Consider the following 22307-nt stretch of genomic DNA (forward strand, 5'->3'; position numbering starts at 1 on the left):
TGGTGAGAATAACTATGCCAATGGCACCTATTTCAATGCGTAAGTTAAAAGAGATTTTAAGACTCAAATACGGCTGTTTGCTCAGCCATCGAAAAATAGCCAAAAGCTTATCTATTTCAGCGTCAATCGTGTCTATTTATGCCATTCGTGCCACCTCTCTTGGGATCACTAGCTGGCCGCTTGATGAAAAATGGAATGATGAGACGCTTCAACGAGCATTCTTCACAACCAAACCTAAGAGCAAGGGCTACATCATCCCTAATTGGTCTGTCGTCCAGCAAGAGCTGAGGCCGAAAACGATGACATTGCAGTTATTGTGGGAAGAATATGGTGAGCGGTATCCAGAAGGTTTTTACAGCTACAACCACTTCTGTCGTCTATATAAAACATGGCTAACATGTCAAAAACCGTCCATGCGTCAAAACCATAAAGCAGGTGAAAAACTGTTTGTTGATTATTGTGGACCCACTATGAATATTGTGGACTCAACAACGGGTGAATGCCGCACAGCACAGGTTTTTGTGGCAGTCATGGGCGCATCTAACTACACCTTTGCAGAGGCTACGTTTAGCCAAAAACTCGAAGACTGGGTGATGAGTCATGCACGATGCTTTGAATTTCTGGGTGGCGTACCTGAATTGGTCATCCCAGATAACTTAAAAAGTGCCGTGACAAAAGCGTGTCGTTACGAGCCGGATCTGAACCCAACCTACCAACAACTCGCCGCCCATTACGATACCGTTATCGTGCCTGCCAGACCTTATAAACCCAAGGATAAATCGAAAGCTGAGGTGGGTGTTCAAATCGTTGAACGTTGGATAATGGCGCGACTTCGCAAGGAAAGCTTTTTTAGCTTGCGACAGTTAAATCTAAAAATACAGACACTTTTAACCGATTTGAATCAAAGGCAAATGAAAAAGCATCCAGGCTCAAGGCTATCCCAATTTGAAGCGATAGATAAACCCGCACTGAAACCTTTGCCGTCACAACCTTATCGCTACACCTTAGTGAAACAGGTCAAAGTGCATATTGATTATCACATCGAGATTGAAAAACATTACTACTCGGTGCCACACGCCTTGATCAAGAAAAAGCTAGAAGCACATGCTACGGGGCAACTGGTCACACTTTATCATCAAGGGGTACAAGTGGCCGTTCATCCAAGATCATACCGCGTGGGAGGTCACAGCACCCTGGATATCCATATGCCAATCGCCCATCAAAAACAGCAGCAATGGACCCCCGAACGATTTGAAAGTTGGGCAAGAAAATTCGGAAAATCAACCGAGCAATTTGTCATTCAACTCATGCAAACCAAAAAACACCCCGAGCAAAGTTACCGTGCCTGTATGGGCGTATTGAGTTTAGGAAAAAAGTTCACAGACAAACGACTTGAAGCTGCCTGCTACAGAGCTTTAGCAACAGGTGTTACGCGAGTAAACCAAGTGAAAACTATCTTAGAAAAAGGTTTAGATAGCCAACCTCTACCGGAAAAACAACTGGATCTTCTAAGTGAGATCGACCATCAAAATATCCGTGGCAATCATTATTACCACTAATAAAACCTAAGGAAACAACATGCAATCAGTGACGCAACAAATCAATACTCAATTAGCCACGCTAAAGCTAAGCGGCATACGTGATGCGTTATCACAACAAAGTGAACAACCCAATCTATACGTCGAACAAAGCTTCGAAGAGCGGTTATGTTTATTGCTTGACCATGAAATAACCCAGCGAGATCAACGTAAAATAGATCGACTGACCCGCCAAGCCAAATTTAGAGTGAACGGGATATTAGCCCAGTTGGATTATGGTGCGTCGAGGCAGTTAAACAAAACGCAGATCCGCTCATTAGCACAAGGTGAATGGCTTCGTCTTCATCAAAACATACTGATCACAGGGGCAACAGGTTGCGGTAAAACCTATCTTGCTTGTGCGTTGGGTCATAACCACTGCCAGCAGGGAGAAAACGTTTACTACTTCAGGCTCAAAGAATTGCTTGAAAAGATGTTTATGGCACAAGCGGATGGCAGTTATCGAAAATTGATTAACAAACTCACGTCAGCAAATTTACTGATCTTAGATGATTGGGGATTAGAGCCATTAACGCCGCAACAACGCAGTGATTTACTTGAGTTAATTGATGCGAGGTATGACACAAAATCCACACTGATTGCGAGTCAATTACCAATAGAAAATTGGTACGATATGATCGGTGAATCCACACATGCAGATGCGATCCTAGATCGGCTTGTTCACGGGGCAATTAAGTTAGAATTAAAAGGCGAATCCATGCGAAAAAAACTAAATTCCTTGACTGAAGCCGATCACACAAGTTAGATTTTACTGAGTTCTACTGGAAGACAAAAAAGTGATCGTCTTCAATGTTATTGACCGATCGGTTTCATGTTATTACGCATATTTATCACCCAAGACAAGGCAATACCACAACAAATAATGATAGATTTGTAAGATCTTGGTGGGAGTTAACTAGAAGGAAGATTGCTTTAGATTGTTCCGATGTTGACGAATTTGTTCATAACCAGTCTATGTGGGCACCATACAACAAGGGAGGGGGTAACCGTAAGTGGTATGGCTTAAATGAATCCGTCGTTAATTGGGAAAATAATGGGCAAGAAATTAAAGCTATAAAGCACTCAGTTGTAGCAAATGAAAATATGTATTTCCAGCCAGGTATAACTTGGTCCACTGTCAGTACAAGTAAATCACCAGGATTTAGAAAATATGGACATGGATTCATATTTGATAACAAAGGTGCAAGTATAAGAGTTGACTGTGAAGAGCATCTGATATTTATTTCTTCTATTTTGAACTCAGTAATTGTTTCGGAAATTATTGCAGAATTAGCACCTTCTGTATCCCTTCAACCAGGTGACATTGCAAAAACTCCAATAATTAATTACACCCCGATTTCACATAAAGGAATTGTTGAGCGAAGCAATGAACTAATAAAGCTTAGTAAGAAAGATTGGGATAACTCAGAATTGTCGTGGGATTTTAAAGAAAATTTTTTAACGAATCAAAAAAACTCAAAATTAAAGTTAATTATTCATTCTTATATAGATGATTGTATAGAACTTACTGAAAAGATGAGTCAGTATGAATCAGCAAATAACAGAGAATTATTAACGCATTATGGTCTGGAAGCTGCGTTTAACGAAAAAGTGAATCTATCGGATATTACAATTAATGCAAACCCTCTTTATCGATATAAATCTAATGAGCTAAATTCACTGATAATTGAAAAATTTAAATCTGACCTAAACAGGGAATTAGTAAGTTACTCAATCGGTTGCATGATGGCCCGCTACTCACTTGACCGAGAAGGGTTAGTCTACGCCCATGCAGGTAACGAAGGCTTTAAAGAGCTGGTTGTTGAAGGCGCTTACCAAACTTTTCCTGCTGACGACGATGGTATTATTCCTTTAGCTTCAGAAGACTGGCTTTTTGACGACGATGCCACCACTCGCTTCAGCGAGTTTGTAAAGACCGTTTGGGGAGCAGAAAATCTGAGTGAGAACTTAACGTTTGTCGCTGAAAGCCTGCGTTTACATGCCTTAAATCCCAAGAAGGGCGAAGGAGCAATGGACACCATCCGCCGTTACTTCTCTACCCAGTTTTTCAAAGACCACTGCAAAACCTACAAAAAACGACCAATCTATTGGCTGTTTAGCTCAGGTAAAGAAAAAGCCTTTGAATGTTTAGTGTATTTACACCGCTACAACGAGGGCACCTTATCCCGTATGCGTACCGAATACGTCACACCACTCATGGGTAAATACGAGCACCATCACAGCAGCCTACAACAACAGATTCTCGAAGGCAGTACCGAACAAAAACGCCTTGCCGAAAAAGCCCTTAAAGACCTGGAGAAAAAACAAGCCGAACTACGCACCTTCGACGAGCAACTCAAACACCACGCCGAAAAACGTATCAGCCTAGACCTCGACGACGGCGTAAAAGTTAATTACGGCAAATTCGGCAACTTACTCGCCGACGTAAAAAACATCCACGGCGTGGCGGTGAAGTAAATGATTGCAAATATGCTTTATGTCAGTACAATTTGCATTCTTGGAACTTTGACACTATATATGGTGTCACATGAGTAATGTTTTGTATGATGATGTAATACAGGCTCTTAAAGGAGCGGGTGCCTCAATGCGTTGTATTGAGGTTAAAAAGCACCTAGAGTCATTAGGCTTTACCGTTAAAGACGGTAAAAGAGGTGGACATAAAGTATTCACTCATCGTCATATCGAAGATTTTACTTCAGGTGCGTTTAATTGTGATCATGGAAAAAACCCTGAGATCAAGCGCCCGTATATAAAGCAAATAATAAAAATACTTGAAAAGTATGAAAAAGAATTGATTGAATATCTTGAGTGATCTCAAAAGGGATAAAAAAATGGTAGATGCAAGTTTATACAATATTACAGTAAGAAAAGGTGATTTTGATGGAGAAACCTTTTTTGAAGCAAAAATTAGAGAATTGCCAGACGTTGCTGAATATGCTGAAACATTTGAAGAGGCTTATCAATTAGCATTAGATTCAATTGAAACTACTGCTGAGCTAATGCAAGAGCAAGGTAAAGTCATGCCTTCACCTATGATCGAAGAACAAAATTTCAGTGGCAGAGTGACATTACGGATGCCGAAGTCAATGCATGCTTCATTTGCTGGTTGGGCTGACTTTGAAGAAGTGAGTTTGAATCATTTGTTGGTTAACTGTTTGTCTATGTGTTTGGGTGACCATTTTGCGGCTAAGACAACTAAGCTAGAGAAAAACGATTATGCTCTCGGAAGCCAATATTCAAGCGATTCGTTGCGAATAGTAAGTAAATCGAAATCGAACGTGGTAGACCTTAGACGTATTGATATAACTGAAGATGAGGGGAATAAACTTGCATATGGTTGATGATCCAGATTTTCAAACAGTCAAAGATAGCTTGGTGTTTAATGATATTTATATTAAGAGCACTAATGCCTCATGCGCTGATGATTGGGACCCGAAGCGCTCAGATATAGATGACGTGCGCTTTAAGTTCATGCACCAGATTAAAACTTCGGAAGTTCTCACTGTAGAAGAAAATGGAGATTCGAGGCAATATTTTAGAGTCAATTTACTGGTTGGTTGTCGGTTTGTTAAAGCTGATGACAATGAAGAAGACGAAATGAAGGCTCAAATTGAAGCCACTTTCTGTGCTGAGTATCTGATGACTAGAGAGGATGTTAACCCAGATGGTCTAAAAGTTTTTGCCCTTGAAAATGTAAGTTACCATGTTTGGCCATATTGGCGAGAATATTTGGCCAATATGTGCAGTAGATTTAACCTCCCGAAAGTTCCATTACCAACTCGTCAAATTAAGATTAAAAAACGTAAGAGTGAAGTTGACACAAAACAAACTCCTGAATAGTCTCAGTTTCCATATGAAACGTGTCTAATTTCGTGTAAATAACGAAAAAGACATTACCCGCAATCTCTACGAGGGTGTAAACATCAATTACGGCAAATTCGGCAATCTTCTGGCAGATGTGAAAAAAATCCACGGCGTGGCGGTGAAGTAGTTTGAACTCAAACCCACAACAATTTTCGCGCAAAGAATTGGCAGATTTTTATGAGCGGCTTATATTGCTTTGGGAAAATGGCGACCTGCTAAATCAGACTTTTAATATACGTGTAGGTAAAACCTTTCGCCGACTAAAAGAACAATATTCATTTGAACTTCATGCGCATGCCACTTTAGATGAAACTAAAGCAGCTTTCGATAATATAAATCTGAATGTCTCTACTGATAGTAAAAATACCATCCACTTACACAATGCCAAGAACAACATTTTAAAGAGTTATTTTTATCATATTAGAAATGTTGCAGGCCATGCTGATATTCAAAAGTTAAAGTTCAAGAATGTTAATTGGTACGTATTTGAACACATGTATTCAAATCAAATAAAACTCTTTGGCATGTTTAAAACCGCCGATTTTTGGAAAGTACATGGTGAGTTAGTCAACTTGCGCAGGATAAAGTAATGGAATTACGTCCCTATCAGCAAGAAACTGTTTCTGAGTTAATCAACTTTTGGTTGCTAAATAATCTAAACGCTGGGCTTTGCGTGTTGCCAACTGCAAGTGGTAAAACGGTTGTTTTTGCCGAATTTATCCGAGAAGCATTGTTAATTAAACCTGAAACGAAAGTATTGATTCTGGGACATACTCAGGAAATAGTTGAGCAAAACGCAGAAAAGTTAATAACGGTATGGCCAGAAGCCAATGTAGGCATATATTGCGCAGGACTTAAGCGAAAAGAAATTAAGCAGGTCACTTCCGCCAGTCGAGATTCTATCATTAAAGAAATTGGTGAATTCGCAGACTGGGATATTGTTATTGTCGATGAGGCGCATCTAATATCCCCCGAACTCACAACCCGTTATCAGTTCATCATAAGTACAATTCAGCTCCACGGTAAAAAGCCATTTTTACTTGGTTTTACTGCTACGCCATTTAGAACAAAATCAGGCAATATTTACGGCGATGATGACAATCAACTATTTAAAAAACTGATCTACCAAAAGCGGATTGATGAATTGCAAAGTACTGGATATTTATGTCCGTTGCGGGCAGTGGTAACTGACTTCAAAGCCGTAGTGGATACCAGTAAAGTTAGAAGAACAGAGCAGGACTTTGTGCAAACTGAGTTGCAAGCAGTAACCGCTATAGAATCAGTGGTTACAGGCATAGTGCAAGACTGGCTTAATAAAACCAATGCATCTCTACCCACAGTATTTTATGCCAGCTCAGTGCAGCAAGCAGAAATATTTGCCGACGTGTTAAAAATATTTGGGTTTGATTTTCCGCTTATTACTGCCAAAACAGAAAAAACATTGCGTAAACAGTGGTTGAATGACTTTGAGGTTGGTGAGCAAAACGGGTTAATTAACGTTGCGACCTTGACCACAGGTTGGGATGCTCCAAGGTTATCTTGTATTGTGATGGCAAGACCCACTCTTAGCCCTGGTCTGTTTTTGCAAATTCTGGGACGGGGCTTGCGACTGCATAAATCAAAGTCCGAAACATTGCTATTAGACTATGGAGAAAACATACAACGTTTCGGTGTGATAGAGCGTATTGGACCAATCATGGAGTCCAGATTTTACCATGATGAGAAATCTCTGATAATTGTATGCCCTACTTGCGAAACCATAGCTTCGGTATACCAGTTGGAATGCGACGCGTGTACAGAAACGTTAAGACATGAAGATGATGTAAGTGTATGTTATGAATGTAATTCACCTAACGATAGGTACGCTAAATACTGTGAAGTGTGCGGGGTAGCGTTAGAAGAGAATATGGGTTTTTATCAATAATGAATATAGAACAAATAAAACAAGGCATCCTAGCCAAATTTGAAAAGAGCCGTTTGGTATTTTGGCAGGACGAAGACATAGAGTTTCAGGAACCGTTGCCTGAAATTGCTGCTGAATTGAATTTATTAGGTATTAATGTAATCGCCCTTGATGATGAGTCTCATTTTGAGGTTAAACAACGTATTGAGCTGTTAGAGCCACAGCAGCAGTTTTTACTTTATAGTAATAAAGCGGTTAATGAACCCACAAGAGACTGGTTGTTCGATATCCGCTTATATGCTCAGCAGTTTTATGCCGATTCCAGCTCGATGATTTTAAGTGAGCTAGGCATGAGGATGGAGTTTCGCCAGTTAGTTGGCCGTTACAAAAAATTCTTTGGCAATAAACAGCGTTATTCCAAACTAAAAAAATTATTACCTAACAACGCGGACAAAGATGTTTTAGAGCTTACGATGATAGCGACTTTGGTAAAAGTTGAAACTGTTAGTTTTAACGCAGTTTTACATGAGTTGATTAGTCGTTATAACGAGTCTGTTGAAAAATCTAAGGAATTGTTCGATGAGTTTGAAAAGTTCGGCTTAGACACAGTATTTTGGCAATGTGCCATTGAAGACTTAGGCTATATTGGGCTTGGTCTTTGGCTAGAAGACAATAGCAAACCCACGTTAAAAGACCTTGTTACTAAGCTTTTGGTGACTGACTGTTATCATGGTTTGCAATCATCGGGTGCCAATATAGCCCAGTCTAATTTTGCTCTGAGTTTGTCTGCACATATATTACCCATTGCGCTTGATAGGGACATAAGTGAAAAATTGCCAAAAGAGATACAGGAAATCGTTGGCAATACTGCGGCTAAGAGAGCAGCGGTCATTAACTTTGTAAAAGTATGGCGTGAGAGTAGAACGCTTTCAGAATCGTATAATCAAATTGCCAGCGATGTTGCATACGAGTTAGAAATAAAGAATAAGTTAGCTGAGTTTACACAGCCTGAACATTTACTTCATGTTGAAACCTTTGCTGATGCAGAGGAGGCGGTGCTTAAGTTGTTGGCTAGAGATTTACCCGCTTACCATTCGAATGATATTGCTGATTGGGTGTCTATTAGGCTGCGGTGCCATTGGTGTTACCAATATGAAAAATATGCCGCAATTTATAGAGCGCTGAAATCAGCTAAGCAATTTTATGAACTAAAAGATAAATACGCTGATGGCTTTAGCTCCCTAGGTGCTAAAAACTTTGATCGTGCCAGTACCCTTTATAAAGCCTATGAGGATGAGATATACCGGTTTGATACCTCATATCGCGTATTTTCAGAAAATGCTTTGAGGGCATCTCAGAATGGCTCAGATATATTAAAATTAACTGGCTTGGTTGATGATATAGAAAGCTTATATGTTGACTGGTTCTTACATGACTTTGCCATTGCTTGGGGTAAGTTAGTCGATAATGAGTCTTTACTCGAAAACTGGAAACTGCCATCCATAAATAATCAATACGATTTTTACAATAGTGAAGTTAAAACGGTGCTTAGGCAGGGCAGTGTTAAGCGCGTTTTTGTTATTATTTCAGATGCATTTAGATATGAATGTGCTAAAGAAATTCATGATTCAATTAATAACCGTAACCGCTATAAATCAGAATTAAAATCACAGTTGGGCGTTGTGCCATCCTACACCCAGGCGGGTATGGCTGCGTTGTTGCCACACACAAAGTTTACTGCTCACCTAAACAAAAATGTCGAGTATAAGCTTGATGGTTTATCTGTTCACGGGACTGAGAATCGCAATAAAATACTCCAGGGACACGGCGGTATAGCCTGTACTTACGACGACGTGATGAAATGGACAAATCAGCAGTATAGAGATTTGGCCCAAGATTCAACTGCAATTTACATTTACCATAATAAAATTGACGCTATTGGTGATGATGGTGCTACTGAGAATGAGGCGTTCTTAGCTACGCGAGACGCCATAAATGAAATTGATAAACTCATTATACGGATTTTTGATAAGTTAAAAGGTGGCCGTGTTATTTTAACCGCAGATCATGGATTTTTGTTTAATCAAAGTGATGTAACAGCAACGGATAAAACCGAATTAAAATCAAAACCCGCAGGTACTAGGCTTTCAAAGAAACGTTATTTAATTGGTGAAAACTTGCCTAAGGGCGATAGCTATTGGGTTGGAAAAATGTCCAACACGGCTAATGTTGCCCCAGATTCAGATGCTGAGTTTATAGTACCGCGAGGTAGCAATAGATTCCATTTTGTTGGCGGTGCTAAGTTTATTCATGGCGGTATCATGCCCCAGGAAGTGTGTGTTCCGGTCATGCATTTAAGGGCAATTCATTCAACTGTAAAACAAAAACAAACTAAACAGAAAGTGGGTGTAGTGCCACTGAAGAGCCCAGTGAAGATCGTATCGAATATTGACCGCATCCAATTCTTGCAAGCTGATCCGATAGGTGAAAAGTATAAAGCGCGTGAGCTGGCCATCTGGATTGAAGATCCTGATGGCAATAAGGTGAGTGCCAGTGAAAAAGTATTGTTCGATTCGTCTTCCGACAAAATGGAAGAGCGTAAACGCAACATACAAATCAAAATAGAAGGTAGTGGTTTTGACCGCACAATAAGTTACAAATTGATAATGGAAGACACTGAAAGCAAAACAAAAACGAGTCATTCAGTGACTATCGATTTAGCATTTGAAGATGATTTTTTTTAGGGGTATGTGGTTGTGAACGACGAGAATGAAATAAATGACGAAGACTCGAACAATAATAAGAACGTCAGTGTTGATGTGCATGTTCACCTTCATGACGATGAGCAAGCTGCGCAGCTTGATGAAGCTGAGCAAATAATAGAGCCACTACCACCTACCTACGCAGAAGAAAAATCTGAAATTCGTGCAATGGACTTAGATGAGTTAATGATCGCAGAATTTAACGGGCGTATCGTTCGTAAAGATTTAACTAAACAATTGAAAGAAGGCGCTAACGTTCCGGTTTATGTACTTGAATATCTGCTCGGCATGTACTGTTCCTCCGCTGAGGATGAACAGATCAATGAAGGCATGAAAACCGTTAAGAAAATATTGACGGAGAACTATGTTCGCCCTGATGAAGCAGAAAAAGCGAAGTCACTGATCCGTGAAAAGGGCACTTATAAAGTTATAGATAAAGTAACGGTTAAACTAAACCAGAAAAAAGATATCTATGAAGCCAACCTTTCAAATTTAGGTATTAATGATGCGGTAGTGCCAAGCGGCATTGTTAAGCAAAATGAAAAGCTTTTGACTGGCGGGATATGGTGCATTATTACGTTGAGTTATTTTTATGAAGAAGGGCAGAAAATATCGCCTTTTTCAGTATCTAACTTAAAACCTATTCAAATGCCGTCCATGAACATGGATGAGATATTTGATGCTCGAAGAAAGTTCACCTTGGATCAGTGGATGGACTTGTTACTGCGCTCTATTGGAATGGAGCCCGCTAATTTAAAACACCGAGCTAAGTGGCATTTAATCGCTCGCATGATCCCATTTGTAGAGAATAACTATAACGTTTGTGAACTTGGCCCCCGTGGTACAGGTAAGTCCCATGTTTATAAAGAATGCTCGCCTAATTCACTGCTCGTCTCCGGTGGTCAAACAACCGTTGCCAACTTATTTTATAATATGACGTCACGCCAAATCGGTTTAGTGGGTATGTGGGATGTTGTCGCCTTTGATGAAGTGGCGGGTATGCGATTTAAGGATAAAGATGGCGTGCAAATCATGAAAGATTACATGGCGTCAGGATCATTTTCTCGTGGCCGAGACTCTATTGAAGCTAAAGCATCCATGGTATTCGTTGGCAACATAGACCATAGCGTTGAAACGCTAGTGAAAACGAGTCATCTGTTAGCGCCTTTTCCTGACGAAATGATTGACTGTGCCTTTTTTGACCGTTTTCATGGCTATATTCCTGGTTGGGAAATACCCAAAATGCGCCCAGAATTTTTCACTGATCGTTTTGGCTTGATCACTGATTACCTTGCCGAATATATGCGTGAAATGCGCAAAACCACCTTCTCAGACTCTATTGATAAGTTCTTTAAACTTGGAAATAACCTGAATCAACGTGATGTTATCGGGGTGCGTAGAACCACATCAGGTTTACTTAAATTGCTAGTCCCGCACGGAGATTACACCAAAGAAGACGTAAGAACCTGCCTAACTTACGCACTTGAAGTACGTCGGCGTGTGAAGGAGCAGCTTAAGAAGATTGGTGGTATGGAGTTTTTCGATGTTAATTTTAGCTACATCGACAATGAAACGTTTGAAGAATTTTTTGTAAATGTCCCAGAGCAGGGCGGCTCAAATTTAATCCCCAAAGGTATTTCAAAATCAGGTGTGGTTCATTTTGTAAGCAGTGGTGCAACGGGTAAGTTGGGTGTATATCGCTTAGAAAGTCAAATGACAGCGGGTAATGGTAAACATTCAACGTCTGGATTTGGCGCAGACACCTCAGCTAAAGAACAGGCCAGAGTCGGTTTTGAGTATTTCAAAGGTAACTTAAACCGAATTGCAGCAACATCTCGATTCTCTGATCATGAATTTCACCTTCATTTTGTTGATTTACAAAGTTCAGGCAATAGCCATTCATCAAGCTTGTCATCATTAGTTTCTTGCTGTTCAATACTATTGAACAAGCCTGTACAGGAGCAAATGGTTGTCCTGGGGAGTATGACACTAGGCGGTGTTGTTAATCCGGTACAAGACCTGGCATCTAGCATGCAAGTAGCTTTGGAGGCTGGTGCAACAAAAATCCTACTACCCATGGCCTCCGCAACAGACATCCCGACTGTACCTGCCGAAACGTTCACCAAATTCCAGGTAAGTTTCTATAGTGATCCGGTAGATGCCGTTTATAAAGCGCTTGGGGTTCAATGATGCCCAAAGGACGACAAATAAAAATCTATCTAGCCGATGGATCAGTGACGGGTATTCGTCACGCAGAAATAGTGAATTGGACAGGGCAGGCGTTGGCCATACCCAGAAATAGAGTGAAAGAACTTGTAGAGTGGGAAGAAAGTCAGAAACCTGGGGTTTACTTTTTATTCGGCGTGGATAGCGAAAGTGGTAACGATGCAGTCTATATTGGCGAAGCAGAACAAGTTGCTAGCCGAATACAACAGCATTTGTCAGGAAAGGATTTTTGGAACGAGATTATTTGCTTTACTAATAAAGATGAAAACCTCACCAAGGCCCATGTTAAATACCTTGAATCGAGACTGGTGGTCTTATCCGCTCAGGCCAATCGGTATGAGTTACTTAATGCCAACCAGCCCCCAATTGCGGTATTGCCCAGAGGCGACCGTGATGCGATGGAAGAGTTTATTGATAACATTCGATTACTTATTGGTGCTCTTGGTTACCGCGTACTTGAGCCTTTAGCTAAACTCCAGCCACTGATTGCAACAATGGACACGAGCGGAATCATTAACACAGTTGATACCTTCAGCTTAAAAGTAAAAAAATATAATGCACAAGCATTGCAAACCGATGAGGGGATTGTGGTGCTGGCCGGAGCGGAAGGAGCTCCAAAGGCTAATGCCAGTTTGTCAAAAGGTTACTCCAAAGTAAGAATTGACCTGATTGATAAAGGCATATTCAAAACAGTAGGAAATAAGTTAATTATGCAAGAAGACCGATTATTTGCCAGCCCATCACAAGCCGCAGCAGTATTGCTAGGTTACCCCTGTAGTGGTCCCGAATATTGGCTAGACCATAATGGCGTTAGTTTAAAGCAAAGAGAGAGTATTGCAGTGCAAGAGTCGTTATAGTCACCTAAGGAAATGGTTGCAGTGTTAGTTTGGACAATAAATCAATGCTCTTCTGGGACTTATTAAAACGCACCTTTAGTCTACGAAAGAGCGTCACTAAATATCAAACCTTCAAAAGTATTTTGGTCTAATAGCTAATACGAATAATTAACTATAGATAATCACTCGCCACATCACAATTAGTTAGAAGAGCGATTTGTGATGCTATCCTCGCCATCACACACTCACTAACTGTCATCAAGTGCGACGAGAAAAAATGATTGACGAAAGCCTAATAAATGCATATCGGTTGGCTAAATATATAGTGACTTATAAAGATGAAGAATGTCGACTTCAAGTTGGAAGTACCTCCGAGTTTGTTGACCGCATGCTTCATCAACAAAATATAAAAACTGCTTATTTTATAACCCCTGAAAACCCATTCAGTTGCACAGTCTCTGAACAAGAAAATTCACTACGTCATAGGCGGTTGCGCAAAGAGATAGACAAGCTTCAATACTTCTATCTGGCAGGGTATGGCACGGACGAAGCTGAAAAATGGCCGAAAGAGTCCAGTTATTTAATTTTTACCGATGATGAATCTGCGATGCATAACTTGGCCGCTCGCTTTGGCCAAAATGCCTTGTTAAAAATCGCATACAAAACACCGACGCAATTATTGTTACTTGAGCCAATGCATTATATCGTAAGCGCCAAATAAACCCACGGTCTTATTTTACCATTACCGCTGGTGCATAATTTCGTCACTGAAATCAAGTGAGGAAATGACATGTCAAAACAACCCATCATCTTTTGGCAGCAACACGTAAGCCAATGGAAGGATTCAGCATTAACACAAACGCAGTATTGTAAAAAGCATCAACTAAACCCGCAGCGACTAAGTCACCATAAGCGTAGATTAGAAACGCAAGAAACAGCACCGGTCAAAACGGGTTTCATTGCATTGCCTATTCCAGAGTATTTACCCAAGCCAGAATTATTAACGCTGCACTTCGCCAATGGCCTGTCGTTATCGGGTATTGCGCCCAATAATATCGATGTGGTGAAACAGCTAACGGCGGCATTGTCATGACAAGTGCGATGCGCCCGTGCATGTCGCTTACGCATATTTATCTATATCCGCAGGCAATTGACTTCCGTAAGTCATTTCGAGGCATTAGCGCCATTGTCGAATGTGAGTTGGGTCACAACCCTTTTTCGGGTCACTTGTATGTGTTCACCAATAAACGGCGCACTAAAATCAAATGTCTGTTCTGGGAAAACAATGGTTTCGTGCTGTATTACAAAAGCCTAGAGGAAGATAGATTCATTTGGCCGAGGTGTGAAAAGGAGGTGATAACACTCAACGGCCAGCAAATAAACTGGCTACTTGATGGTCTTGATATTAGTGCCATGAAGGGCCATAAAAAGTTGCATTTCGACAGTGTTTTTTAGGGCTTTTTAGCCTCAAGTTTAGTATAATATCGGGCATGAAATTACCGCCCAACACCCATAAAAACAAGGCTTTTAGCGACACCGATACCATGTCAAGGTTGCAAGCTATGCTGTCTGAAAAAGACGGGGTGATTGGGGAAAAAGAAACACTGATTGCAGAGCAAAGTGACATCATCGAAAAGAAGTCTGATGTCATCGATTCACTTAAAAAGCGCGTTGAGTTACTCGAAGAGTATTTACGCTTATCTAATAGCAAACGCTTTGGCAGCAGCTCTGAACAAACCCCGCCAGAGCAAGGTAACTTGTTCAACGAAGCCGAAGCGACCAGTGAGCCAGAACAAACTGAGCCTGAGTTACCGACCACAAGCGAGCCTAAAGCCAAAACCGGTCGCAAACCCTTTGCTAAAAACCTACCACGCACCCAAGTGTTTGCGTATTTGTCAGATACTGAAAAAGAAGGCGCAATCAATACCTTCTTTGTGAAAGTCAGAGAAGAGCTAGATATTATCCCTGCCAAAGTACAGGTACTAGAGTACATGCAGGAAAAGGCGGTGTTTAAAGACGAACAAGGCACAACCACCATGAAAGCGGCTGAGGTCATTAAACACCCTGTACCCAAAGCCATGGGCAGTATCAACTTAATGACCTACATCATTATTGCTAAATACGCCGATGGCATGCCGCTTTATCGATTAGAGGGGATTATCGAACGATACGGGGGCAGCATATCAAGAACAACACTCGCCAACTATGTCATTGCGCTAGGCAAACAAATCCAACCCTTAATTAACTTATTAAGGGAGACTCAGCATGCCGGCTCACTCATTATGGCGGATGAAACCCGCATTCAGGTATTAAAAGAGCCAGGGCTTGCGCCCACGGGCGATAAATTTATGTGGGTGACACTCGGCGGTAAAGCCGACCAACAAAGCGTGCTGTTTGACTATGACCCATCGCGTGCTCGCCATGTGCCTATGCGCTTGCTACATGGATTTACTCATGGCTACCTGCAAACCGACGGTTATGCAGGTTACAACGAAGTGTGCCGCAAAAACCAGCTCATTCAATTAGGCTGTATGGATCACGCTCGCCGCAAATTCATCGAGGCACAGCAATCACAACCTAAAGGGAAAAAAATAAAAGCCAGCAAAGCCGACATGGCCTTGAGCCTGATTAACAAGCTCTATGGGATTGAGCGCACCATCAAACATGCTAGCAATGAGAAAAGACTGGCCGTTCGCCAAGCTAAGAGCATGCCGATATTAAACACACTGCAGGCATGGCTCACGGCAAACAAACCGCGCGTGGCCACCGACAGTTTAACTGGCAAGGCCATGACCTACTTGCATAATCAGTGGGATAAACTCACTGTGTATTGCACAGATGGGCAGCTTCGCATCAGTAACATTATGGCTGAAAACGCCATTCGCCCTTTTGCCGTTGGGAGGCGTGCATGGTTATTCGCCGACACACCTGCTGGCGCAAACGCCAGTGCCGCACATTACAGCTTGATTGAAACCGCTCGGTTACATGGCATTGAGCCATACGCATATCTCAATACTATATTCAAAGCGATACCCTATGCGGAAACGGTGGAAGATTTTGAAGCGTTATTGCCGTGGAACTATAAGCGCAGTATTACGACTGTTTGATACGTGGGTTGATTAGCCGCTTACATTATATCCAAAGTTAACGGCTTTTAGTCGTCATGCAATGATAGTAAGTTGCTAATAAAATAATCATGGATTGGCATATAGTGCGGTTATTGAAATCTGTATTTGGCTAGTAAGGCGTTTACGCTAGGCGAAGAAATTTTATATGTTTATTTTGTTATTGCGACAAAACTTCACAATGCTCAAACCAGCAGATTGTTGCCGCTCAAAAACATTTTCCCAGTGTTTGGTTTTTTGTTGAATATCCATAATTACCTCATGTTAATTTACTGAGATAATTACACCCTGTCACAGATAATCCCCCGCTACTGTTTGAAGATTCTTGCATCGGTAGTATGTATTTCCATGTGTTTGTATTCCTCCCCTTTGATTTATCACTTAATTGTTTCTAACCACTCACCAACGTCAGATTCTAAATAGTCACAGAGTTTTTCAAGCGTTTCAAAATCAATACTAGAAGTACTTTCGTGGTAAAGCCGATTGGCTGTACTCCTATTTATTCCGGTATCTCTGACTACATCTAAAATTTTTAGACGTTGCGGACCTTTTAGTTCTTATAAAATACATTTTATGTCGTTAAAGCAACTAAAAGTGTCTTTAACGACACAAAAGTACTTGACATGCATCCTATAAGTGTAATATTGTATCTCTAGCGAAACAAAAACACTTTAAATTACTAGGAGATTACGAATGAGTCAGCACTATTTAACAACCTGTGAGTTATCAAAACTCATCAAATACGATAGCCGTACGATCCGCGAACGGCTCAAAGATTCTGTTTTAATTGAAGGGATCCATTACATCCGGCCGTTTGGTGGACGTAAAATTCTTTATGTTTGGGAAGCTATCCAAAAGGATATGTGTAAATTTTCACAGAATGCCATGGCTATTCCAATGACCAGTAGAGGTGTTACTCATGTCTAGTATTAACGTAAGAAAAGATAAAAGTAAGCCGACAATTTGTCTCTTCGAATTCTTAATCAGCCCACTCAAACTAACTTTTACGATACGTATTTAGGAGACATTTATGAAAAATTTTTCAACAGATTCAATGCAGCCGTTATTAGAAGATGCAACAGAGTTCCCACGTTTTATGGGCCGGTACTTCGTTACAGCATTAAAAGTATCGTCTGATTCAAAAGGTAAGCCCTGTAAGGTATTAACCCTTTCTGATGCATCGGGCGATTTGCGGGTATTTTGTAATGCTAAACACTTGATAGATTTACCTGTAGCGGTTAATCAATTAGTTCATGTTGAAGCCGCATTAAAACAGGATCATGGCGCAGCGTACTATCGATGCAAAGATTTAGCGCAAAGTTTTCCCGATAAACGTGTTGGCCATGATTTGTCGGTGTTACCTCGCTCACTATGCCCTGTTATAGATGCTTTTGATTGCCTTTTGGTGATGTTCAGTCGTATCAAAAATCCGCTTCTCAAACAATTTGTCAGGGACGTCTTACTACAACCTGATGTGGGCGTTAATTACTTACTTTGTCCAGCTAGTCTGAATTATCACCACAATTTCAAAGGTGGACTAATAAAACATTCGCTCGAGACTGCCTGGAATATTGCAGGTGTTCACGAATTGTCAACATTGGAGCGCGATGTCGCTGTAGTTGCTGCGTTGTTACATGATATCGGTAAAGTTAAAACAATGAGCCCTGACATTAAGCGCACCCCAACCGGTCGGCTAGTCGATCATTCTCAGTTAACCCTCGAAATATGCGCTTGGCCATTAAAAAACTTAGCTGATTTTGCTCCTGTCATTGCCGATCAGTTGCGTCATGCTTGGACGTGCTATTCACCTAAATCACGATATGGTTTCAAACCTAAAACCAGAATTGCCCACTTGTTACAAAGAGTCGATAACGCCAGTGCTAGCGGAAAAGTGCGCGAAGGATTCTTACCTGTTTTCGGGAATTCAGCTAAAGCGCTCAGTGCATAAGCATTGAATTAATTTAATTAAAGTTATTATTGATTAAGGAGCAAGTATGGCCCGACATCCAGAAGTATCAGAAAAATCGATCATCCAAGCGGGTACCGAGCTTGAATCTGCAGGAAAGATGCCAAACCCAGGCGCGATCCGCGCCTACCTTGGCTATCGAGGCGGTTTGATGAGGATCAAATCTGTCTGGACAGTGTTCACACAAAAGCGTGATGAAAAACTGCTCCCCGAGGGTAACTTAGAGCTGACAATTGAGGCGCTTCCTGAAAAGTACGCCGAAAATGGTAGTGAGTTAATGAAGCGCGTTAACAACGCACTTGAACAGCTTATCCTTGAAGCTTATCAACACAGTCAGCAAGTGTTTGAAAAGCGGATGCAAAGCATGGAGATAAGTCAGCAAAAAGCCCTTAAATCCTACCAAGACGCTGAGACTGACGCAGATAGATCTGTAGCAAAGCTAGAGGACGAATTGCATAGCTTAAATAAGGAGGTATCAGGTTTGGCTGAGCAAAATGCCAACCTAGTCATTGGCAATGCTGAATTACGCGGGCGGATTGCTGCGCTAGATGAACATTTTGGCGATAAAGTAAGCCAACAATCAACCACATAGGAGATAAAGACAATGACTATTGCAAGAATTGATTTTACTGAGCTGGCGGGTATTTCTACGCTAGAAAAATTAGAAAATGAGTTTCAGTATCAAATGGACCTGTCAGACGGTTGCTATTTTTTCTGGCACCATACCGACTTTCTCGAACATGCGATATACCCAGCCAAAAATGCAAAGGCACAAGCTATCCTGCAATTTTTAGCTCATTGTGCTTGTCCAATAAGTTTACTTCGGCTGGCTTGCTCACTCTCCCCAAGAAATTTTGACCACGGCCCGATTACATCTGATGAATTTACAGTTCATTACATGCTGTATTGTTTTGAGGTAGTAAGCAATTGTATCCATGATCCCAAAATCAGGGATATCATCAACATCTACCGCAAAACTACAGAGTTTCGCTCTGCATGCGAATTGCTCATAACCTATCAAAGTGACATCATTAGCAGTAATATTTGCCCGACAGTTTTGAATATGATTACAGAAAGCTTGTCATCAACAGAAAGCCGCGTGCATTAAATCTAACTGGTCGTCTGGCGCCTCTACAAAGCACCATTTTTCCTTTGTAGAGGCGTTGCGTAGTTCTGCACAATAATAATTTCCAGTCTCAACGAATTTAAGAATGCACTCATTTACCTTTATGAGCTCCAAGCTAAGTTAGAAAGTGTTCTGATATCGAATTTGAACGTATTTTTTTTGCTTGTTCAGCTTTGATCACGATCTCGGCTAAGTGCAACAAACAACGAATTAATCGCGAACCCTTTACCACGTTTTTATCACTATCCTTTGCAGTAATAAAATACAGTTTGCCTAACAAGTTGAGGTCGGTTTCGCAGAAATTCTGCTCAAATGAGACTTGACTAAATCGTTGCCACTTTTTGCTACCTATTTGTGCCTTTTCGTTTCCAGCTAGGATTAACCGCCATTGGTGACCTGGAGCAATCTTTAACATAGCTTTCATAAACCGCTGGTAGTCGTTTACCGATCTAAACTGGATATAAACTTTTGTATCGAGGACGTGGGATAATGCGTACTCAATACACCACTGAATCTCATCCCGATGTTTCCTGTACTCAGCTTTAAAAGCTATTCGGATTAAATCTAGGTCTGCCATTTCACTTGAACGAAGGCGTGGGCAAATTCTTCCTACTTTAGATACCAACCTTGGATATTTTTGTTGAGTTAAGTAACGTTTCACAACGTCCTGTGCCGCGTTAATCCAAGCTTCAACTGAAAGCTCATCTACGGGCGAATTTAATTTGATCTCTGCCATGCTTCTGCCGTCATCGACCTGCTGCAAAACTTTCAGGCATTGGATCATATCCGGTTCAACGACGTTTAACTCAATAGTATCCTGTCCAAACTTTCTTCTGTCTCTTACTGAGGCGTTAGTAACAAACTTTCTTAATTTGCTTTGCAGTAAAGGGTAAATATCATTAGCAGATAGTAGTTTCGTCTTATTTGCGATTTGGGCGATGGCTCTTGCCGGTAAGCCAGACAGTTCCAACCAAAATTGGGGTGTGTAATTGTGTTGTTGATGGCAAAGACGGTCGTGCAGCAACAGATCCAGACAATGTATGTAGGAGAAGAGTGTAGTTTTTGGCGTTTGATGCCCCAACAGTGCTGCGATTGACCATAATTTGTCACGTCGCCGACTCCCGATGAGGACATGTTTGATATTGATTGCCTGTTCTAAACAGTATGGTGTGTATTGTTCTATCAATTCGTCCGACCCAAAAATTACAATTGCTAGATTAGTCGCGCAGGTATGTCTGAATTGATAAACTGGAACATACATTTTCATGTATTGGGAAACAAGGCTACCAATATGTTCCTCAAGTTCAGCGTTGCTAAAAGCTTGATTGTTAAATTCGTCTTTTGAGAACAAATTTTGCTTAATTTTGTTACCTAACTGTTGCTTTCTAAATGCAAGGAAGTTCCGAAATAAGATCCGTTCATCAGGTTTGAGTAGTACTCCAAATGGAACTTTCCTTTTTGATTGGATGGTTTTGAGGGCTATGCGGTTCCTCGGACGTATTAAAATCCATCCTTGCTCAGACAGTTCCACGTCTTTAATAAGTAATCGAGTCCAGTCGGTTGTCCGACCGCCGAGCCTAGACATCAATACAAACATGGCATCCATAGTGTCTTGAAAGTGTTTTCCTCTGCTGGTGTTATTGCGATGCAGATCAAGCCCAACCTGATGAACAACTTGCTCAGGAATAATGGTGGTTCGGACATATTTTTCAGCGTCTTTGATGGTGTAGTATGGATCGTCGGGGGCGGTTATAGCAAAGTGGCCTACGGCATAAATTATTAGGTCCCGCAGCCGGCTGGGAGTCTCAGATGTAGCATCCTTGTCTTCGATGACGGCTTGGCAGAGCACATCCATTTCTGCACCATCAAGACTACTGAGTTCAATATCCGTTAAAAGGTTGAGCCAACTTTTACCTATAGTTTTTAGGTATTTTTTCGGAGTTTCAGCATGTTTCCATTTTTTACCTTTAAGGCACTCTATAAACCAAGAGAGTAAGATAACTGCAGACTGAGGTAGTGATGTGAGTTGCGTAATTCGACTCTCCAAATAATCGATCAGTTTGCTTATCTCATCAGGTTGGTGAGCATCCCGGTTAACTTTGAGCATGTCGTTTAACCTTAAATACAATGCATCAACTATGATGTCATACTCGTAATCAACATTTGTTGGCGTACTTTCACTTGATTTGTATCGTTGCTCTCTTTTTGATACGTGCCTTAGCGGAGGAACCTGAAACTCTGATTTCGTTACTCGATCATGGAAAAGGTGCAATGAAATCAGTGGCATAGCGTGACTTATATTATTTCCTTTCGCAAATTCAGCTAAAAATACCGGGATTGATACATCAGAATTTCTTCTAAGCAACTCTACTGCCGCATTGCAAAATGTCTTTATCGCTCCGAAGGGGCGACTGTCGCAGGTAGACAGTAATCTGTTGATTAAAGACAATAGCTTATCTTCACTGCTTTCAATTTGTGGACAGTCATCGCTAATCAGATACTTGTGCAGGGCAGACATCGCAAGTGGATCCAGATAACCACAAAAAAGTGTTGTGCGCTGTTCACCATCGTTCGAATTGCTGCCCATCCCATCTAACTTTTGGTTCAATTTAATGTGAAAACGCCCTCCGTTTTCATGGAGTTCTAATTCGTTGGAGAGGGCTAACTTAAACAATGCGAAAAGCCCGCTTGGTAAGCAGATAAGACTGCTAACAGCAGCATAAAAAATAAATAAGGTGAGATTTAGTTCTGCTTTGCTAAGTTCGTCAATGGCTAAATTTCCAGTTTCAATTTTACTGGTTAGAACTTCTTTTGCGTTCATCAGCTCAAGGCTTCGAGCGAAAACCTGCTGGTTTACACAAACAGGTGTAATCGCCGCCATACTCTCGCCAGTGAATGCGT

At 41.1% G+C, this 22307-nt stretch carries 21 protein-coding genes; 19 read left to right on the top strand and 2 right to left on the bottom strand.

Features of this window, described 5'->3' with window-relative positions:
• The first annotated feature begins 14 nt into the window (after window positions 1-14).
• The 15 genes from istA (at window position 15) to CXF95_RS12205 (ending at window position 16296) form a co-directional block, all read left to right on the top strand.
• On the top strand, window positions 15-1559 hold the full coding sequence (gene istA, locus CXF95_RS12135) for an IS21 family transposase (protein WP_101198950.1): 1545 nt from the start codon (window positions 15-17) through the stop codon (window positions 1557-1559).
• Between the two features lie 19 nt (window positions 1560-1578).
• A complete protein-coding gene (gene istB / locus CXF95_RS12140) occupies window positions 1579-2343 on the top strand; it encodes an IS21-like element helper ATPase IstB (RefSeq protein WP_101198951.1) in 765 nt (254 codons plus the stop codon).
• 44 nt (window positions 2344-2387) lie between these two features.
• Window positions 2388-4055, top strand: a complete 1668-nt coding sequence (gene pglX, locus CXF95_RS12145) for a BREX-1 system adenine-specific DNA-methyltransferase PglX (protein WP_101198952.1) — start codon at window positions 2388-2390, stop codon at window positions 4053-4055.
• A 70-nt stretch (window positions 4056-4125) separates the two neighbouring features.
• Window positions 4126-4410: a type II toxin-antitoxin system HicA family toxin gene (locus CXF95_RS12150; protein WP_101198953.1), complete on the top strand. Its 285-nt coding sequence runs from the start codon at window positions 4126-4128 to the stop codon at window positions 4408-4410.
• A gap of 19 nt (window positions 4411-4429) precedes the next feature.
• The gene (locus CXF95_RS12155) at window positions 4430-4939 is read left to right on the top strand and encodes a toxin-antitoxin system HicB family antitoxin (RefSeq protein WP_101198954.1); all 510 of its coding nucleotides are present in this window, start codon (window positions 4430-4432) and stop codon (window positions 4937-4939) included.
• Window positions 4932-5438, top strand: a complete 507-nt coding sequence (locus tag CXF95_RS12160) for a preprotein translocase subunit SecB (RefSeq protein ID WP_101198955.1) — start codon at window positions 4932-4934, stop codon at window positions 5436-5438. Before CXF95_RS12155 ends, CXF95_RS12160 begins: the two co-directional genes overlap by 8 nt.
• 152 nt (window positions 5439-5590) lie before the next feature.
• Entirely contained in the window at window positions 5591-6052 is a 462-nt protein-coding gene (locus tag CXF95_RS12165; protein ID WP_101198956.1) for a hypothetical protein, read from the top strand.
• Window positions 6052-7386, top strand: coding sequence for a DEAD/DEAH box helicase (locus CXF95_RS12170; protein ID WP_101198957.1), 1335 nt, complete (start codon window positions 6052-6054; stop codon window positions 7384-7386). The genes CXF95_RS12165 and CXF95_RS12170 overlap by 1 nt, the downstream gene beginning before the upstream one ends.
• A complete protein-coding gene (pglZ, locus tag CXF95_RS12175; RefSeq protein ID WP_101198958.1) occupies window positions 7386-10109 on the top strand; it encodes a BREX-1 system phosphatase PglZ type A in 2724 nt (907 codons plus the stop codon). The genes CXF95_RS12170 and pglZ overlap by 1 nt, the downstream gene beginning before the upstream one ends.
• 186 nt (window positions 10110-10295) lie before the next feature.
• A complete protein-coding gene (brxL, locus tag CXF95_RS12180) occupies window positions 10296-12317 on the top strand; it encodes a protease Lon-related BREX system protein BrxL (RefSeq protein ID WP_101199288.1) in 2022 nt (673 codons plus the stop codon).
• Entirely contained in the window at window positions 12314-13210 is an 897-nt protein-coding gene (locus tag CXF95_RS12185) for a GIY-YIG nuclease family protein (protein WP_232787811.1), read from the top strand. Before brxL ends, CXF95_RS12185 begins: the two co-directional genes overlap by 4 nt.
• A gap of 256 nt (window positions 13211-13466) precedes the next feature.
• Complete coding sequence (locus tag CXF95_RS12190) at window positions 13467-13910, top strand: DUF3293 domain-containing protein (RefSeq protein ID WP_101198960.1); 444 nt, start codon at window positions 13467-13469, stop codon at window positions 13908-13910.
• A gap of 69 nt (window positions 13911-13979) precedes the next feature.
• Window positions 13980-14282 (top strand): hypothetical protein, encoded by a 303-nt coding sequence (locus CXF95_RS12195; protein ID WP_101197783.1) that lies wholly within the window; start codon window positions 13980-13982, stop codon window positions 14280-14282.
• A complete protein-coding gene (gene tnpB, locus CXF95_RS12200; RefSeq protein ID WP_101197784.1) occupies window positions 14279-14644 on the top strand; it encodes an IS66 family insertion sequence element accessory protein TnpB in 366 nt (121 codons plus the stop codon). The genes CXF95_RS12195 and tnpB overlap by 4 nt, the downstream gene beginning before the upstream one ends.
• Before the next feature lie 35 nt (window positions 14645-14679).
• Window positions 14680-16296 (top strand): IS66 family transposase, encoded by a 1617-nt coding sequence (locus CXF95_RS12205; RefSeq protein WP_101197785.1) that lies wholly within the window; start codon window positions 14680-14682, stop codon window positions 16294-16296.
• A 395-nt stretch (window positions 16297-16691) separates the two neighbouring features.
• On the opposite strand, the gene CXF95_RS30580 is transcribed toward CXF95_RS12205, so the two are convergent.
• Window positions 16692-16844 carry a helix-turn-helix transcriptional regulator gene (locus CXF95_RS30580; protein ID WP_255418920.1) on the bottom strand — a complete coding sequence of 51 codons (153 nt, stop codon included), beginning with the start codon at window positions 16842-16844 and terminating at the stop codon, window positions 16692-16694.
• Window positions 16845-17007: 163 nt separating this feature from the next.
• On the opposite strand from CXF95_RS30580, the gene CXF95_RS12215 reads away from it, so the two are divergent.
• The 4 genes from CXF95_RS12215 (at window position 17008) to CXF95_RS12230 (ending at window position 19388) form a co-directional block, all read left to right on the top strand.
• Window positions 17008-17241 carry a hypothetical protein gene (locus CXF95_RS12215; protein ID WP_101198961.1) on the top strand — a complete coding sequence of 78 codons (234 nt, stop codon included), beginning with the start codon at window positions 17008-17010 and terminating at the stop codon, window positions 17239-17241.
• Window positions 17242-17344: 103 nt separating this feature from the next.
• A complete protein-coding gene (locus CXF95_RS12220) occupies window positions 17345-18262 on the top strand; it encodes an HD domain-containing protein (RefSeq protein WP_101198962.1) in 918 nt (305 codons plus the stop codon).
• 46 nt (window positions 18263-18308) lie between these two features.
• Window positions 18309-18872 carry a DNA-binding protein gene (locus tag CXF95_RS12225; protein WP_101198963.1) on the top strand — a complete coding sequence of 188 codons (564 nt, stop codon included), beginning with the start codon at window positions 18309-18311 and terminating at the stop codon, window positions 18870-18872.
• A 12-nt stretch (window positions 18873-18884) separates the two neighbouring features.
• Window positions 18885-19388 carry a hypothetical protein gene (locus CXF95_RS12230; RefSeq protein ID WP_101198964.1) on the top strand — a complete coding sequence of 168 codons (504 nt, stop codon included), beginning with the start codon at window positions 18885-18887 and terminating at the stop codon, window positions 19386-19388.
• 133 nt (window positions 19389-19521) lie between these two features.
• On the opposite strand, the gene CXF95_RS12235 is transcribed toward CXF95_RS12230, so the two are convergent.
• A complete protein-coding gene (locus CXF95_RS12235) occupies window positions 19522-22287 on the bottom strand; it encodes a hypothetical protein (RefSeq protein WP_157828140.1) in 2766 nt (921 codons plus the stop codon).
• Window positions 22288-22307 lie beyond the last annotated feature (20 nt).

The sequence above is a fragment of the Paraglaciecola sp. MB-3u-78 genome (genome assembly GCF_002835935.1).
In the GTDB taxonomy this organism is placed as follows: domain Bacteria; phylum Pseudomonadota; class Gammaproteobacteria; order Enterobacterales; family Alteromonadaceae; genus Paraglaciecola.